The organism is Stenotrophomonas sp. CFBP 13718, from assembly GCF_014842145.1.
Taxonomy (GTDB): domain Bacteria; phylum Pseudomonadota; class Gammaproteobacteria; order Xanthomonadales; family Xanthomonadaceae; genus Stenotrophomonas.
In genome coordinates this window covers 1-15,669 of record NZ_JACYVC010000011.1, presented here as the reverse complement: position 1 = coordinate 15,669, position 15,669 = coordinate 1, and the positions used below count along the sequence as shown (strand labels likewise).

The window sequence follows — 15,669 nt, the reverse complement described above, 5'->3', positions numbered from 1 at the left end:
CCTCAGTGACTGATGTCGTCGTGGGCCAAGTCACCCGGGCGGATGACCGGTGGCGTGGTGAAGGTATGCGCCGGCGCCGGTGACGGCACCGTCCACTCCAGTCCGCGCGCGCCTTCCCAGCTGCGTGCGGCGGCCTTTTCACCATGGCGCAGTGACCACAGCAGGATGGCCGCCATCATGAAGGGGGTGACGAACATGCCGAAGGCACCGATGGAACTGATCAGGTTCCAGTCGGCGAAGGCCACGCTGTAATCGGGGATGCGCCGCGGCATGCCGGCCAGGCCGAGGAAGTGCTGCGGGAAGAACAGCAGGTTGACGAAGACGATGGACCACCAGAAGTGCACGCGGGCCCACCTTTCGCTGTACATGCGCCCCGTCCACTTCGGCCACCAGTAGTACACCGCGGCGATCAGCCCGAACACCGCGCCGGTGACCAGGACGTAGTGGAAATGCGCGACCACGAAGTAGGTGTCGTGGTACTGGAAATCGGCCGCCACGATGGCCAGCATCAGGCCGGAGAAACCGCCGATGGTGAACAGGATGACGAAGGCCACCGACCACAGCATCGGGGCTTCGAAGGTCAGCGAACCGCGCCACATCGTACTGACCCAGTTGAACACCTTCACCCCGGTGGGAATGGAGATCAGCATGGTGGCGAACATGAAGTAGATCTCACCGCCCAACGGCATGCCCACGGTGAACATGTGGTGGGCCCAGACGATGAAGGACAGGAACGCGATGGCGGCGGTCGCGTAGACCATCGCCTGGTAGCCGAACAACGGCTTGCGGCTGAAGGTGGGAATGATCTCGCTGACCACGCCGAAGGCGGGCAGGATCATGATGTACACCTCCGGATGACCGAAGAACCAGAAGATGTGCTGGAACATCACCGGGTCGCCGCCGCCGGCCGCATTGAAGAAGCTGGTGCCGAAGAACTTGTCGGTCAGCAGCATGGTCACCGCACCGGCCAGCACGGGCATCACCGCGATCAGCAGGAAGGCGGTGATCAGCCAGGCCCAGCAGAAGATCGGCATCTTCAGCAGATCGATGCCGGGTGCGCGCATGTTCAGCACGGTGGCGATGATGTTGATCGCGCCCATGATGGAACTGATACCGGCTACGTGGATGGCGAACACGGTGAACGCCACGTTGTAGCCGCCCTGCAGCGACAGCGGCGGGTACAGCGTCCAGCCACCGGCCGGTGCGCCACCGGGCAGGAACAGGGTGACCAGCAACAGGCTGAAGGCCACCGGCAACAGCCAGAATGACCAGTTGTTCATGCGCGGCAGCGCCATGTCCGGTGCACCGATCTGCAACGGGATCATCCAGTTGGCCAGGCCGACGAAGGCCGGCATCACCCCCCCGAAGATCATCACCAGCGCGTGCATGGTGGTCATCTGGTTGAAGAATTCCGGCTTGACGAACTGCAGGCCGGGTTGCGCCAGTTCGGTGCGGATGACCACGCTCATCGCCGCGCCGATGATGAACATGACGAAGCTGAAAAGCAGGTACAGCGTGCCGATGTCCTTGTGGTTGGTGCTGAAGAACCAACGTGCGAAGAACCCCTGCGTAGGGCCGTGGTGGTCGTCGTGCCCAACTGCCGAGTGCGCCATTGCAAAACACCTCTCAGATCGATTTGTCACGGTGGCCGCGGTGCGGCCACGGGCGGTTGGGTCAGGCGTCGGTGGTGGGCGCCGGGGCCGGTGCGGAAGCGGGCTCGGCCGGGGTCACCGGTTGCCGTGGCGCGCTGCCGTCGCCAGCCGGAGTCGTGGTCTCCGGTGACGTCGGCGTGGCGGGCGCAGCGGGAGCCGCGGCAGGCGCCGGCTTCTTCTGGGCCAGCCAGCGCTTGAATTCGTCCTTGGACACGGCCTCCACCACGATCGGCATGAAGCCGTGGTCCTTGCCGCACAGTTCGGCGCACTGGCCGCGGTAGACGCCGGGGGTGTCGATGCTGGTCCAGGCTTCGTTGATGAAGCCCGGGATCGCATCCTGTTTCCAGCCCAGCGCCGGTACCCACCAGGCATGGATCACGTCGTCGGACGTGATGACGAAGCGCACCTTGGTATCCACCGGCAGCACCAGCCGGTTGTCCACATCGAGCAGGTAGTGCGGGTTGCTCTCGCGGGTGGGCACCTTGCCACTCTGGCGCATGCGGTCGGATTCGCGATCCAGGCGGCTGGTGAAGTCCACCCCTTCGCCCAGGTATTCATAGCGCCACATCCACTGGTAGCCCGTGACCTTGACGGTCATCTCGGCATCGCGGGTGTCGTACATCTTGATCAGGTTGGCCGTCGCCGGCCACGCCATCACCACCAGGATGATCACCGGGATCACCGTCCAGATGACCTCGGCCTTGGTGTTGTGGCTGAAGGTCGCGGCGACCGCGCCCTTGGATTTGCGGAACTTGAATATGGCGTAGGCCATCGCACCGAAGACGATCACGCCGATGACCGTGACCACGATCAGCGACAGCATGTTCGACTCCCACGCCAGGCGCGAGGTCTGGGTGACCCCCCGGCCCATGTTCAACTGCCACGGCTTCGGATCGGCGGACTGGGCCCAGCCGAGAGCAGGAACACCTGCGCCTGCCGCCAACGCGGCCAATCCGGAAACGCACCTGCCGCCCCACGCGCTGCTTTGCTTCATTGCCTAGACCCTTGACGTCATCGGTGACCGCCATCGCTGGCGGAGAGCAAGCTTTCAAACTGGCTGCCGGGGCATCGAACGTCCGTGGGGGGGACGCCCGCGCCGTTGCGTATTCAGATCCCCTGCGGCGCACCGTGCGCCCTGATCCTGTCGCAACCGCGTTGTTGCCGCGGGATACGTCTGGATGGTAGCCCTGCCCTCTCGACACTTACAAGGTCCATTCACGGTTTTTAGCATGCTGCAGCACAGCAATACGCCGTCAGCCGATTTGCCGATTTCAGCACACTTTTGCTCCGACTCGTGGAGATAGCTGAATCCTTTACAGGGCGGGACTATCAGGAATACCTCAATGGTCCGTAAGAGGGCTATCCGGCGAGCGAAAAATGATTAAAATCGCCAAGTTTTCCACTGGCCGGACCGGCATGAACGCACCCACTCTTTCGCCCGCTGCCCCCGGCCTCGTGCCGCAGGCCGACGCGCTGCTGTCGCCGGAACTGCCGGCCTCCCCCTCCCCGTTCCGCCAGGCAATCACCGACGCCTGGCTGAAAGACGAAACCGCGCACGTCACCGAACTGCTGGCCCAGGCCCGCCTGCCGGCTGACGAACAGGCCCAGGTGCAGGCGCTTGCCGCGGACCTGGTCGCCCGTGTGCGGGTGCGTGCCAAGGACCAGGGCGCCATTGAAGCCTTCATGCGCCAGTACGACCTGGGTAGCGAGGAGGGCGTGCTGCTGATGTGCGTGGCCGAAGCGCTGCTGCGCATTCCCGACCAGGCCACCGCCGACAAGCTGATCCGCGACAAGCTGGCCGATGCGGACTGGAAGAAGCACATGGGCGGCAGTGATTCGGTGCTGGTCAACGCCTCGACCTGGGGCCTGATGCTGACCGGCCGCCTGGTGCAGATCAACGATGCGACCCGCGCCGATGTCCCGGGCGCCTTCCAGCGTCTGATGGGCCGCGTGGGCGAGCCGGTGATCCGCCTCGCGGTGCGCCAGGCGATGAAGATCATGGGCCACCAGTTCGTCATGGGCCGCACCATCGGCGAAGCGCTGGACCGTTCGCACAAGGGCGACAACGCCAGCTACCGCTACTCGTTCGACATGCTGGGCGAAGGCGCGCTGACCATGAAGGACGCGCTGCGTTACCTGGAAGACTACCGCCGCGCGATCCATGCCATCGGCGGCGACCACAAGGCCCGCGGTGGCCGTCCGGATGGCGATGTCAACAACGCCCCGGGCATTTCGATCAAGCTGTCCGCGCTGTACCCGCGCTATGAACATGCCAAGCGCGAACGCGTGCTGCACGATCTGGTGCCCGGCGTGCTGGAGCTGGCGCAGCTGGCGAAAAGCTACGGCATCGGCTGCACCGTCGACGCCGAGGAAGCGGACCGCCTGGAACTGTCGCTGGACATCATCGACCGCGTGTTCTCCGACGCCTCGCTGGCCGGCTGGGATGGCTTCGGCGTCGTGGTGCAGGCGTACCAGAAGCGCACGCCGTACACGATCGATTTCCTCGCCGACATGGCCCGCCGCAACGGTCGCCGCCTGCAGGTACGCCTGGTCAAGGGCGCGTACTGGGATGCCGAGATCAAGCGCGCGCAGATCGAAGGCTACCCGGGCTACCCGGTGTTCACCCGCAAGCAGAACACCGACGTGTCCTACCTGGCATGCGCCAAGCGCCTGTTCGGCCATTCCGATGCGATCTATCCGATGTTCGCCACCCACAACGCGCACACCATCGCGGCGATCCGCACCATCGCCAAGGGCGGCGTGTACGAGCACCAGAAGCTGCACGGCATGGGCGACGATCTGTATGCCGAAGTGGTGCCCGCCGATCGCCTGGGCCTGCCGTGCCGCGTGTATGCGCCGGTCGGTTCGCACGAAGACCTGCTGCCGTACCTGGTGCGCCGCCTGTTGGAAAACGGCGCCAACTCCAGCTTCGTCAACCGCATCACCGATGACCGCGTCGCGATCGCCGAACTGGTACGCGACCCGGTGGAGATGGTGGCGTCGTTCGCGTCCATTCCACACCCCAAGATCCCGCTGCCGGTTGACCTGCTGCGCAGCCAGAACCACGACAGGAACAATTCCATGGGCATCAATCTGGCCAACGACAACGCGCTGCGCGACCTTGCCGAGCAGCTCAACGGCGCCGTCAAGGCATGGCACGCCACCCCGCTGGTGCCGGGTGCGACGCTGACCGGTGCGACGCTGCCGGTGACCAACCCGGCCGACAACCGCCAGGTGATCGGCCAGTGGCAGGCGGCCGACGATGTGACCGTGCAGAAGGCGTTGACCAACGCAGTGGCGGCGCAGCCGGCATGGAACCGCACGCCGGCCGCCAGCCGCGCGGCGATCCTGGAACACGCCGCGGACCAGCTGGAAGCCCGCATCGCCGAGTTCATGGCGCTGTGCGTGAAGGAAGCCGGCAAGAGCCTGCCCGATGGTGTGGCCGAAGTGCGCGAAGCGGTCGACTTCCTGCGTTACTACGCCAAGCAGGCGCGCGAACAGTTCGGCCATGCCGAGAAGTTGCCCAGCCCGACCGGTGAATCGAACGAACTGCAGCTGCATGGCCGCGGCGTGTTCGTCTGCATCAGTCCGTGGAACTTCCCGCTGGCGATCTTCCTCGGCCAGGTGGCCGCTGCGCTGGCGGCGGGCAACAGCGTGATCGCCAAGCCGGCCGAGCAGACCAACCTGATCGGCTACTACGCGGTGAAGCTGATGCTGGACGCGGGCGTGCCGGAAGGCGTGCTGCAGTTCCTGCCTGGTGATGGCGCCACCGTGGGCGCGGCACTGACCGCCGATCCGCGCGTGGCCGGCGTGGCCTTCACCGGGTCCACCGATACCGCACGCGCGATCAACCGCGCGATGGCCGCGCGTGATGCCGCGATCGGCGTGCTGATTGCCGAAACCGGCGGCCAGAACGCGTTCATTGCGGATTCGTCGGCGCTGCCGGAACAACTGGTCAAGGATGCCATCGGTTCGGCCTTCACCTCGGCAGGGCAGCGTTGCTCGGCCGCGCGCGTGCTGTTCGTGCAGGACGACATCGCCGACAAGGTGATGACCATGCTGGCCGGCGCGATGAAGGAACTGAAGATCGGCGACCCGGGCCTGCTGTCCACCGACGTGGGCCCGGTGATCGATGCGGACGCGTTGAAAATCCTGCACGACCATGCCGCACGCATGGACACCGAAGCGCGCCTGATCGCCGCGGCAACCCTGACCGACGAAGCCGCACATGGCAGCTTCTTCGCCCCGCGCGCGTATGAACTGAAGGACCTGGGCCAGCTGCACAGGGAGATATTCGGACCCGTGCTGCACGTGATCCGTTGGAAGGGTGATCAGCTGCAATCCGTGATCGACCAGATCAACGCTACCGGCTATGGCCTGACGCTGGGCGTGCATTCGCGCATCGATGAGACCGTGGACCGCATCACCACCGGCATCCAGGTGGGCAACGTGTACGTCAACCGCAACCAGATCGGTGCCGTGGTCGGTGTGCAGCCGTTCGGTGGCCAGGGCCTGTCCGGCACCGGCCCGAAGGCGGGCGGCCCGCACTACCTGCTGCGCTTTGCAACGGAGAAGACGGTGACGGTGAACACCACCGCCGCCGGTGGCAACGCCTCGCTGCTGACGCTGGGCGACTGATTTTTCCTGCTGTGCCGCGGGTGTGGGTTTTCTGTGGGTGGGTAGAGCGGGATGGGCTCCTGCGGCTGCCAGCAGGTGGGGATGGTAGCGCCGACCCATGGTCGGCGAGCGCAGCGGGCCGTTGGCGGAAACAGTCCGCCGAGCATGGCTCGGCGCTACCACAGGCATTGTTGACCCGTCGGGTGGAGAGAGCCCCCGATCCCTTTTCATTTCCCCCCGTCCAACCCGATGTTTGGCCATGGCCACCATGGACCTGTCGAAGGCGGGGCGGGGTGGGTTGGCGGGGGTGTTGAGCGCCATGGATGGCGCGAAACAAGGCCCGCATGGACGCAGTTTTTGCCGTCCCCCGCCAATCCACCCCGCCCCGCCAACCCACGAGCCTGCACCGCTTCTGACGTTGACGTTGCCTGCGCTTCTGACCGTACGCGCGTCAGCGCGCAACGCACATTGCCCGCCGCCAGTGCCGCAGTGCGACCAGCGCGTTGATCCAATACCCCACGTACAGCAGCGCAGTCAGCTGCAGGCCACCGCTGTAGTACAGCGGAACCGCCAGGGTGTTCACCAGCAGCCATACCCACCAGCACTCCAGCTTGCGCCGCATCATCAACAACTGGCCGACCATGCTCAGCAGCAGGATCGCCGCGTCCACGTAGGGCGCATGGCCGTCCGTATGGCGCACCAGCATCGCGCCGTAGCCCCACGTGCCCACCACCACCAGCAACGCCAGCCACGGCCATGCAGCGGCCTTCAGGCGGGTGATGCGCAGCGGCGCACCGCGGTCACCGCGCAGCCACTGCCACCAGCCCAGCGCGCCCACGGCGATGAAAAAACCCTGCAGCGCCACCTGACCGTACAACCGCGCCTGCAGGAACACGAGGGCGAACAACACCCCGGCGATGATGCTGATCCACCAACCATGCACGCTGTTGCGCCCGGCCAGCAGGATCGATGCGGCAGCGGCGATGTTGGCGGCGATTTCAAGCTGGAACGCGGGGTCTGAAAAGTCCATGGCCCAGTCTAGTGGCATCGCGGAAACGAAAAAGCCCCGCTTGCGCGGGGCTCCTTCGTTCTGCGCTCACGCGTTGCGGCGTGAAATCAGAACTTGTATTGCATCGAAGCGGCCAGCACGTCGCCACGGACCTTGTACTTGCCGGTCAGCGAGTTGCCCTGGTTGTTGGTGGTCGGCGACACGAACACGTTCGGATCGCTGGTCAACAGGTGGGTGTAGCCGAAGTTGTACTCGACGTTTTCCGACGGGTTCCAGCCCAGGCCGACCGACAGCCACTTGCGGCTGGTATCCGGCACGCGGACATCGCGGTGCGCGTCGGTGGTCGGGGTCTGGTCCAGTGCCACACCACCGCGCAGGGTGATGGTATCGCTGAGCTTGAAGTCGGTACCCAGCGACACGAAGGTGGTGTCGCGGTAGCCGAAGTCCAGCACCGAATCCGGCTGCGCCGACGCGTAGTCGATGGTCACCTGGTCGAACGCGGTGGACCACGCGGTACGGGTGACGTCACCCATCACGGTCCAGCGATCGTTGATGTTGTGGGTCACGCTCAGCGTGGCCGACGCCGGCAGGGTCACCGTCGCCCGGCCGCTGGTGTCGGTGAAACGACCCGGCTGGGCCACGGCCAGCACGGCCGCTGCATTGGACGGCACGTCGAAGGTGGCGTCGCCGCCGGTGATCTTATGCTCGACCTTGGAACGGTAGCTCAGGCCGATGTGGGTGTTCTCATCGAGGCTGAACAGGCCGCCGACGGTCCAACCGACCGCGTTGTTGTCGCCTTCCACGGTCAGCTTGCCATCGGCGCTGCCCGGCGCGAAGCCCGGAACGCGGGACTGGGCCAGCGCGGTGCCGAAGTCGATGTTGTTGCTCAGTTCGATGGTCAGGTGCTCAACGAACACCGACGCGCCGAACGACACATACGGGTTGACGTCGTAGGACATCGCGAAGCCGAGGTCGATCGCCTTCAGGTCGGTCTTCAGGCCGCTGTAGCGACCCACCCAGCCTGCGTCGTAGTCGGTCTTGAAGCCGAACGGTGCGGTCAGGGAGACGCCGAAGTGGGCCTTTTCGCCGACCGGCATGTGGAAGTACGCGGCCGGGACCGGCGCGATCATGCCGGCGTCGCCGCCATCACCACCGGTCTGCGGGGCGCCGGTCGGCTTGCGGCCGGAGCCTTCGAACTCGGCCTTGAAGCTGATCGCGCTCAGGTCGCCCTGGACCACGCGGCCATCCAGCTGGCGCATGCCGGCCGGGTTGGCGGCGATGATCGAGGCATCACCCTCGGCGCTGCCCGAACCGGCGAAGGCACGGCCCAGGCCCTTGGCACTCTTTTCCGCCAGCTGGAACGCCGCAGCGTTCGCATCGGTGGCAGCCAGTACGCCGGCAATGCCGACGGCCAGCATCGAAATGCGGGCAAAAGTAGAAGCGGTTTGCATCGTTTTATCTCTCCGGAAAGCGGTTGTTTGCTCTGCATGCGCCTGCGTCCCCCTTAGGCCAAGGCCCTCCAGGACGCGCCGGATTCCCCTCCCGACATACGACGCCGTATGCGAGTATCACCCAGACGTGTTAATGAAACAATAACAGATAGGGTGCTTTTTCCACCCTGAAATCTGAATACGAGGCGCACGATGAGGGCGCCGACGGGATACGCTTGCCGTCATGTTCCTTTCGCTCCCCTCGCGCCGGAAAGCCGCCGTCCGCTGGGCTACCCCCCTGCTGTTCGCCGCCCTCTGGATCGCGTTCCTGTGGTCGATCTCGCGCCCGCACGAGGCGCGCAGCAGTCTGTGGATGGACTGGGGCGCCCTATCGGCGGGTCTGGTGCGGCCGCTGGACTGGTGGGCCACGTTCAAGGACGGCAGCGTGCTGCGCCTGTTCACCGCGCTGTTCCTGCACGCGGACTGGTCCCACCTGCTGGGCAACCTGGTGTTCCTGCTGATCTTCGGCCTGCCTGCCGAGCGCGTGCTGGGACCGTGGCGACTGATCCTGCTGTTCCTGTTCGGTGGGGCCTTCGCCAACCTGACCGCGGTCTACACGATGGGCACGCCGGACCAGATCATCATCGGCGCCAGCGGCGCGGTGTCGGCGTTGATCGGCACCTACCTGGCGCTGTTCCCGGGCGCGCGCCTGGGCGTGGTGATCCCGCTGGGGCTGTTCCTGGAGTTCGTGCGGGCCCCGGCGTATCTGCTGATCGGCGTGTGGGCGGTGCTGCAGGTGGTGTTCGCACACATCGGGCCGAGCTTTGGCATGGTGGCGTGGTGGGCGCACATCGCCGGCTTCGGGTTCGGGGTGTTGTACGGGGTGTACGTACGCGCGGCGATCGCGCGCAGGCTGCGCAAGCGTCAGGGATTCTGACGCGTCGCGGCTGGGGGGAGTGACGGTCGCTGGCCGTCGGGTGTGCTCTGTCCGCTGCGCTCGCCGAGCATGGCTCGGCGCTACCAGGGGCGGCGTCGCCGTGATCAGGGTTTGACCGGCGGCTCCGTGGGCTTTGCTTCCGGCTTTGCTTCCGGCTTTGCTTCCGGCTTTGCTTCCGGCTTTGCTTCTGGCTTTGCTTCTGGCTTTGCTTCTGGCTTTGCTTCTGGCTTTGCTTCCGGCTTCGCTTCGGCGGCTGGCTTGGGCGGGGCCTTCGCGGCTTCGGCCTTCAGCCGCGCGGCGACCGAGCCGGGCTGCTTGAGCTCGGCCAGTGCGTCGTTGATCGGGCCGTCGCCGGGCAGTACGTCGCCCGCCTGGTAGCCTTCTTCGCCTTCGGCATCGCCATGCAGGTGACCCGGCAGCGTGGCTTCACTGAAATCGGTCAGGCTGGCGGGCAGTGCCTCTTCGCCTTCCACCGGTGCGGGCTTCAGTTCCACTTCGGGCACGATGCCGGTGGCCTGGATCGACTTGCCGCTCGGCGTGAAGTAACGCGCGGTGGTCAGCTTCACTGAATCGCCATTGTCCAGCGGCAGCACGGTCTGCACCGAGCCCTTGCCGAACGTGCGGCTGCCGATCACCCGGGCCCGCTGGTTGTCGCGCAGCGCGCCCGCCAGCACTTCGGAAGCACTGGCCGAACCCGCATCCACCAGCACCATCACCGGCGCGCCCTTCAACAGGTCGCCCGGGGTGGCATCGAAACGCGCATCGCTGATGCTGATGCGGCCACGCGTGCTGACGATGTTGCCCTTCTCCAGCAAGTCATCGGCGACCTGCACCGCGGCGGTCAACAGGCCGCCAGGATTACTGCGCAGATCCAATACCAGGCCCTTCAGCTGGCCACCGGCCTGCTTGGACAACTGGCGCACGTGCTTCTGGAAATCCGCACCGGTGTCGGCCTGGAAGGTGCTCAGGCGGATGTAGCCGTAGCCCGGCTCGAGCATGCGGCTGCGCACGCTGGTGACCCGGATCGTTTCGCGCGCCAAGGTGACATCGAAGGGCTTGGGCTTGCCGTCGCGCACGATGGTCAGCACGACCTTGCTGCCGGCGACGCCACGCAGCGGTTCGCTGGCCTTGATGGCACTGATCGGCTTGCCGTCAATGGCGATGATGAGGTCGCCGGCGAGGATGCCTGCGCGGGCGGCCGGCGTGTCGTCGATCGGCGAAATGATCTTCAGGCTGCTGTTGTCCGGCTGCTGCTGCAGCTCCACCCCGATGCCTTCGTAAGCGCCATTGGCCTGCTCGTCGAAGGCTTCGGCGTCTTCCTTGCCGAAGTAGGTGCTGTGCGGGTCCAGGTCCAGCAACAGGCCACGTACCGCGTCCTGCATGAGCTTCTTGTCATCCACCGGATCCACGTACGCTGCACGTACCGCGTTGTACACCGCCACGAAACGCCGGATTTCCTCCAGCGGCACCTTCGACGTCGCGGCTTCCTCGTTGTTGGCCGCACTGGCGTCACTGGCGGGGACGGCTGCCGGTTGCTGCGCCAACGCAAGCGAAGGCAGCAGGGCCAGCAGCAGGGTGGCGGTTCGGGCTACACGCATGAAGCACTCCTGGGGGATCGGTGACGGATGCGCCGCTGGAATGCGTGCACGACCGTTGCAGCGCCCGATTATGCGTTACCCGCCGGTAAATTCCCGTTGACATGCATACCGCCGCGAACGACTACGGTTCAGCGTCGCTGCAACCAGCTGTCCGGGTTCACCGGCTGCCCACCGCGACGCAGTTCGAAGTACAGCGCCGATACGCCCTGACCGCCGGAATTGCCGACCTTGGCCAGCGCGTCGCCGCGCTTGACCGCCGCACCGGCGTCCTTCAGCAACGTGTCGTTGTGTGCGTACAGGCTCATGTAGCCATTGCCGTGATCGACGATCAGGATCATGCCGTAGCCGGTCATCCAGTCGGAAAACACGACCGTGCCATCGGCCACGGCGGTGACCGTGGTGCCGGCAGCCGCGCCGATCAGTACACCGCTGCTGGTGCGTCCGTCGGGCAGCTTGCCGCCATAGCGCGCCAGCAGATTGCCGGAGAGCGGCCAGCCCAGGCCGCCGACCTTCGGCGCGGGGGCCGAGGCCACGGCCGGCGGAACCTTGGCCGCGCGCGGTGGCGGTGCGGGGCGGCCTTCAGCGACGGCACGATCGGCGGCGGCCTTTTCGGCCGCTTTTTCCGCTGCGACCCGACGGGCGGCGGCACGGCGCTCCGCCTCCGCACGCGCGGCGGCCGCACGCAGGTTCGCAAGCAGGGTTTCCAGCGCCTTGGCATCCTTGCCGAGGGCTTTCTCGCGTTCGCTGCGGTCCTTGAAGCGCTCGTCGAGCGCGGCAACCGCGCGCTCGCGATCACGGCGATCGTTGACCAGCGCCGTGGCCTGCTGTTTCTGCTGCTGGCGCGTGCCCTGCAGCTCTGCCTGCCGCGCGCTGATCTGTCCCTGCAGGGTGTCCAGCTCCTTCAGGTCGGCGGTGATGTCATGGATCCGCTGGCTGCGTTCGCGCTGCAGGTACCGGTGATACGCGAGCGAGCGGTTGCCATCGGCCACGGTGTCCTGCGAGAGCAACAGCTTCAGCGGTGCATGGTTGCCCAAGCGGTACGCCCCACGCAGCAAGCCGGCCAGTTCCTTGCGCTGCTGCTGCAGGCTGCCCTGCAGATCCCCACGCCGCTTCTCCAGACCGGCCAGCGCCGTGTTCTGCTCCTGCAGCGCGGCTTCGGTCTGCGCCAGCGTGCGCCCGGTACGCGCCACCTTCTCGTCCATTTCGCGCAGTTGGCGGCTGGCCTGGTCGCGCTGGCTGTCCAGTTGCTGCCGCTCCTGCGCAACGCCCTTCAGTTCGGTACGCAGTTTCTGCAGTTTGCGTTCGGCCTCGCGGGTGGACTGCGCATGGGCCGGCGCCACCGGCATCAGCCCGGCAGACAGGGCCAGCAGCGCGCCGCACGCCAGCAGGCAGGCGCAGGTGTTAGCGATGCGTGAGGGAAAGGCGTTGTCGCGCAAGAGCGTTCCAGTGACTTCAGGCAGATGCGGTTTCTGGTGCAGCATGGTGACATCTTTGCCGGGCGGCCTGCCAGCCGCATGTGCCACACAAGGAACCGCCATGAACGCACGATCCCTCGCCTTGCTGCTAGCCCTCGCGGCGGCTGCCACACCGGCGCTCGCGCAGGAAGACATCAGCAAGGTCAACGGCAGCATCAGTGCCACCTCCGGTCAGCGCTACGGTGATCTGGACACGGTCAACGGCAGCATCCGCGTAGACGATGGCGTGGAAACCGGCGACATCGAGACCGTGAACGGCACCATCAAGGTCGGCGAAGGAGCGCGCACCGGCGGCATCGCGACCGTCAACGGCGGCGTTCGCCTGGCCGGCGGCGTGATCGCACGCGGCAACGTCACCACGGTCAACGGAAGCATCTTCGCCGACCGCCGCAGCCGGATCGAAGGCCGCGTGGAAACCGTGAACGGTGGCATCGGCCTGGTTGAAACGCAGCTGGCGGGCGACATTGAAACCGTCAACGGGGATGTCACGGTGGGCGTCGGGTCGGTGGTCAACGGCGGCATCCAGATCAAGAAGCCGAGCTTCAGCATTTCATTCACCCCAAACCGGAAGCCCCGCGTCATCATCGGCCCGAATGCCGTGGTGAAGGGCCCGCTGCAGTTCGAGCGTGACGTGCTGTTGTACGTACATCGCAGCGCGACGACCGGTCCGGTCAGTGGCGCGACGCCGGTACCGTTCGATACCGATACCGCGCCTGAAAATTGATTCCATGCGGGGCCTGCCTGAGCGGTCCCGCCCCTACCCTGCAGGATCCTAGATGATGCCCCGCAACCTACTGCTCTGCCTTGCCATCACCGCGGCATTGACCGCCTGCAAGGGCGACGACACCGCGCCCGCCGCAGCGGCGCCGGCCGCGCCCACTGCGACCACCGCCCCGGCTGCCAGCACCCACACGTTCTCGCCGGAGATCAATGCGGCCGACTTCGCCGAACTGGTCAAGACGCTTTCTTCCGACGCGTTCGAAGGACGTGCCCCCGGCAGCAAGGGCGAAGAACTCACGGTCAACTACATCCGTGACCAGATGCAGCGCATCGGCCTGCAGCCCGGCAACGGCGACAGCTGGTTCCAGGACGTGGCGATGACCGAGACCACGGCCGACGAATCGACCTCGTTGAAGATCGACCAGGCCGGCAAGTCCAGCGAGCTGAAGTTCGGTACCGACATGGTGGTGGGTACCCGCACCGGTCAGACCGAGGTCAAGGTCGACGGCAGTGACATCGTCTTCGTCGGCTATGGCGTGGATGCGCCGGAGCAGGAATGGAACGACTACGCCGGCCAGGACTGGAAAGGCAAGACGGTGGTGATGTTCGTCAACGATCCCGGGTTCCATGTGGACGATGCCAAGCTGTTCGACGGCAAGCGCATGACCTACTACGGTCGCTGGACCTACAAGTTCGAAGAAGCCGCCCGCAAGGGTGCGGCTGCCGCCTTGATCGTGCATGACACGGCCGGTGCGTCGTATGGCTGGGACGTGGTCAAGAATTCCTGGGCGGGTCCGCAGTACGACCTGCCGGCCAAGGACGATCCGGACGCGCGCCTGCCGGTCCAGGGCTGGCTGAGTGCGGACGCGGCGAAAGCCTTGTTCGCCGGTGCCGGCCTGGATCTGGCGCAAGCCTACAAGGATGCCAACAAGCGTGGCTTCAAACCGGTGCCGCTGAAGGCCAAGCTGTCGGTGGACCTGAAGAGCACGACCGCGGAGAAGACCTCGCGCAACGTGGTGGGGGTGTTGCCGGGCAGCAGCCGCGCCGACGAAGCGGTGCTGTACATGGCGCATTGGGATCACCTGGGCAAGCATGAAGGCGAGGCCGACGACAACATCTACAACGGCGCGGTGGACAACGCGACCGGCGTGGCCGGCATCCTGGAAGTCGCCGACGCGATGGTGCATCAGGACCCGAAGCCGGCGCGTTCGGCGGTGTTCCTGGCCGTGACGCTGGAAGAGTCCGGCCTGCTCGGCTCGAAGTACTACGTGGCCCACCCGACGTTCCCGCTGGACAAGATTGCCGGTGTGATCAACATCGATGCGATGTCGGTGGCCGGCCGGGCGAAGGACATGACCGTGACCGGCTTCGGCAGCTCGGAGCTGGAAGACATCCTGAAGCCGCTGGCTGCCGCGCAGGGCCGTACGCTGCATGGCGAGAGCGCGGTGCAGAGCGGCTTCTACTTCCGTTCGGATCATTTCAACTTCGCCAAGGCCGGCGTGCCTGCGTTGTATGCCGACGGCGGCGAAGACCTGCGCGAGGGCGGTGTCGAGGCCGGCCGCAAGGTGGCCGAGGACTACGGGCGCAACCGCTACCACGGCCCGAAGGATGAGTTCGATCCGGCGACGTGGAAGCTGGACGGCACCGTGGAAGACCTGCAGTTGCTGCATGGTGTCGGCAAGGAGCTTGCCGCGGGCGACCGCTGGCCGAACTGGTACGAGGGCAACCCGTTCAAGGCGGCCCGCGACGAGATGATGAAGGGCAAGCCGGCAGCCGCTGCCAAGTAACGTCTGGCGTGATGCACAGAAGAAGCGGCGGCCTGCAGGCCGCCGCTTTTTTTATGCCTGACGCCCGTGGGATCGCCCTACATCGCCATGCCTGCGGTGCCAACGCACACCGGTAGCGCCGAGCCACGCTCGGCGAGCGCAGCGGCAGGCAGTTGACGGCCAGCGGCCGTCCCTACCGCNTACTCTCGCATGGCTTGAGCCACACTACCATCGGCGCAGCTACGTTTCACTTCCGAGTTCGGGATGGGATCGGGTGGTTCCATAGCGCTAATTTCACCAGGGAGACGGTTGGAGCGTCGCGTTGCGGCGTGCCCTTGCGGGGGACGCGCATAAGCGCAGCTCACGTTCTTGCCCTTGGGCGGCAGGTACGAAAAAGCATGTACCTACATAAAAAGAAAACCCCGTTGCGTAAGCAACGGGGTTTTCGGGGTATAAACCCTGGCG

Annotated in this window: 10 protein-coding genes and 1 rRNA gene; 4 read left to right on the top strand and 7 right to left on the bottom strand. The window is 65.9% G+C overall.

Features of this window, described 5'->3' with window-relative positions:
• Positions 1 to 2: 2 nt before the first annotated feature.
• Together ctaD and coxB are read right to left on the bottom strand one after the other, a co-directional pair.
• Positions 3 to 1,613 (bottom strand): cytochrome c oxidase subunit I, encoded by a 1,611-nt coding sequence (ctaD, locus tag IFT58_RS15405; protein ID WP_192095899.1) that lies wholly within the window; start codon positions 1,611 to 1,613, stop codon positions 3 to 5.
• A 61-nt stretch (positions 1,614 to 1,674) separates the two neighbouring features.
• Positions 1,675 to 2,646 carry a cytochrome c oxidase subunit II gene (gene coxB, locus IFT58_RS15400; RefSeq protein WP_192082825.1) on the bottom strand — a complete coding sequence of 324 codons (972 nt, stop codon included), beginning with the start codon at positions 2,644 to 2,646 and terminating at the stop codon, positions 1,675 to 1,677.
• Positions 2,647 to 3,068: 422 nt separating this feature from the next.
• Between coxB and putA the strand changes: the two genes are divergently transcribed.
• The gene (putA, locus tag IFT58_RS15395) at positions 3,069 to 6,290 is read left to right on the top strand and encodes a bifunctional proline dehydrogenase/L-glutamate gamma-semialdehyde dehydrogenase PutA (protein WP_192095897.1); all 3,222 of its coding nucleotides are present in this window, start codon (positions 3,069 to 3,071) and stop codon (positions 6,288 to 6,290) included.
• Positions 6,291 to 6,720: 430 nt separating this feature from the next.
• Here the strand turns inward: putA and pnuC are convergent, their stop codons facing one another.
• A complete protein-coding gene (gene pnuC / locus IFT58_RS15390; RefSeq protein WP_192095895.1) occupies positions 6,721 to 7,299 on the bottom strand; it encodes a nicotinamide riboside transporter PnuC in 579 nt (192 codons plus the stop codon).
• Between the two features lie 86 nt (positions 7,300 to 7,385).
• Positions 7,386 to 8,729 (bottom strand): outer membrane protein transport protein, encoded by a 1,344-nt coding sequence (locus IFT58_RS15385; protein ID WP_192082822.1) that lies wholly within the window; start codon positions 8,727 to 8,729, stop codon positions 7,386 to 7,388.
• 223 nt (positions 8,730 to 8,952) lie between these two features.
• On the opposite strand from IFT58_RS15385, the gene IFT58_RS15380 reads away from it, so the two are divergent.
• A complete protein-coding gene (locus IFT58_RS15380; protein WP_188325836.1) occupies positions 8,953 to 9,645 on the top strand; it encodes a rhomboid family intramembrane serine protease in 693 nt (230 codons plus the stop codon).
• A 104-nt stretch (positions 9,646 to 9,749) separates the two neighbouring features.
• Here IFT58_RS15380 and IFT58_RS15375 read toward each other — a convergent pair whose 3' ends face one another.
• Positions 9,750 to 11,243, bottom strand: a complete 1,494-nt coding sequence (locus IFT58_RS15375) for a S41 family peptidase (RefSeq protein WP_192095893.1) — start codon at positions 11,241 to 11,243, stop codon at positions 9,750 to 9,752.
• 128 nt (positions 11,244 to 11,371) lie between these two features.
• On the bottom strand, positions 11,372 to 12,589 hold the full coding sequence (locus IFT58_RS15370) for a peptidoglycan DD-metalloendopeptidase family protein (RefSeq protein WP_249405730.1): 1,218 nt from the start codon (positions 12,587 to 12,589) through the stop codon (positions 11,372 to 11,374).
• 190 nt (positions 12,590 to 12,779) lie between these two features.
• Here IFT58_RS15370 and IFT58_RS15365 point away from each other — a divergent pair, with 190 nt between their 5' ends.
• Both IFT58_RS15365 and IFT58_RS15360 read left to right on the top strand, forming a co-directional pair.
• Positions 12,780 to 13,442 (top strand): hypothetical protein, encoded by a 663-nt coding sequence (locus IFT58_RS15365; protein ID WP_192095889.1) that lies wholly within the window; start codon positions 12,780 to 12,782, stop codon positions 13,440 to 13,442.
• Between the two features lie 55 nt (positions 13,443 to 13,497).
• Positions 13,498 to 15,225, top strand: a complete 1,728-nt coding sequence (locus tag IFT58_RS15360; RefSeq protein ID WP_192095887.1) for a M28 family metallopeptidase — start codon at positions 13,498 to 13,500, stop codon at positions 15,223 to 15,225.
• Positions 15,226 to 15,394: 169 nt separating this feature from the next.
• Here the strand turns inward: IFT58_RS15360 and rrf are convergent.
• Positions 15,395 to 15,506, bottom strand: a 5S ribosomal RNA gene (rrf, locus tag IFT58_RS15355).
• Positions 15,507 to 15,669: the final 163 nt, after the last annotated feature.

Bases quoted from the DNA above. Each gene is read 5' to 3' on its own strand.
- IFT58_RS15380 (WP_188325836.1), top strand. From the start codon at position 8,953: ATGTTCCTTTCGCTCCCCTCGCGCCGGAAAGCCGCCGTCCGCTGGGCT.
- ctaD (WP_192095899.1), bottom strand. From the start codon at position 1,613: ATGGCGCACTCGGCAGTTGGGCACGACGACCACCACGGCCCTACGCAG.
- pnuC (WP_192095895.1), bottom strand. From the start codon at position 7,299: ATGGACTTTTCAGACCCCGCGTTCCAGCTTGAAATCGCCGCCAACATC.
- IFT58_RS15365 (WP_192095889.1), top strand. From the start codon at position 12,780: ATGAACGCACGATCCCTCGCCTTGCTGCTAGCCCTCGCGGCGGCTGCC.
- coxB (WP_192082825.1), bottom strand. From the start codon at position 2,646: ATGAAGCAAAGCAGCGCGTGGGGCGGCAGGTGCGTTTCCGGATTGGCC.
- IFT58_RS15370 (WP_249405730.1), bottom strand. From the start codon at position 12,589: ATGCCGGTGGCGCCGGCCCATGCGCAGTCCACCCGCGAGGCCGAACGC.
- putA (WP_192095897.1), top strand. From the start codon at position 3,069: ATGAACGCACCCACTCTTTCGCCCGCTGCCCCCGGCCTCGTGCCGCAG.
- IFT58_RS15360 (WP_192095887.1), top strand. From the start codon at position 13,498: ATGCCCCGCAACCTACTGCTCTGCCTTGCCATCACCGCGGCATTGACC.
- IFT58_RS15375 (WP_192095893.1), bottom strand. From the start codon at position 11,243: ATGCGTGTAGCCCGAACCGCCACCCTGCTGCTGGCCCTGCTGCCTTCG.
- IFT58_RS15385 (WP_192082822.1), bottom strand. From the start codon at position 8,729: ATGCAAACCGCTTCTACTTTTGCCCGCATTTCGATGCTGGCCGTCGGC.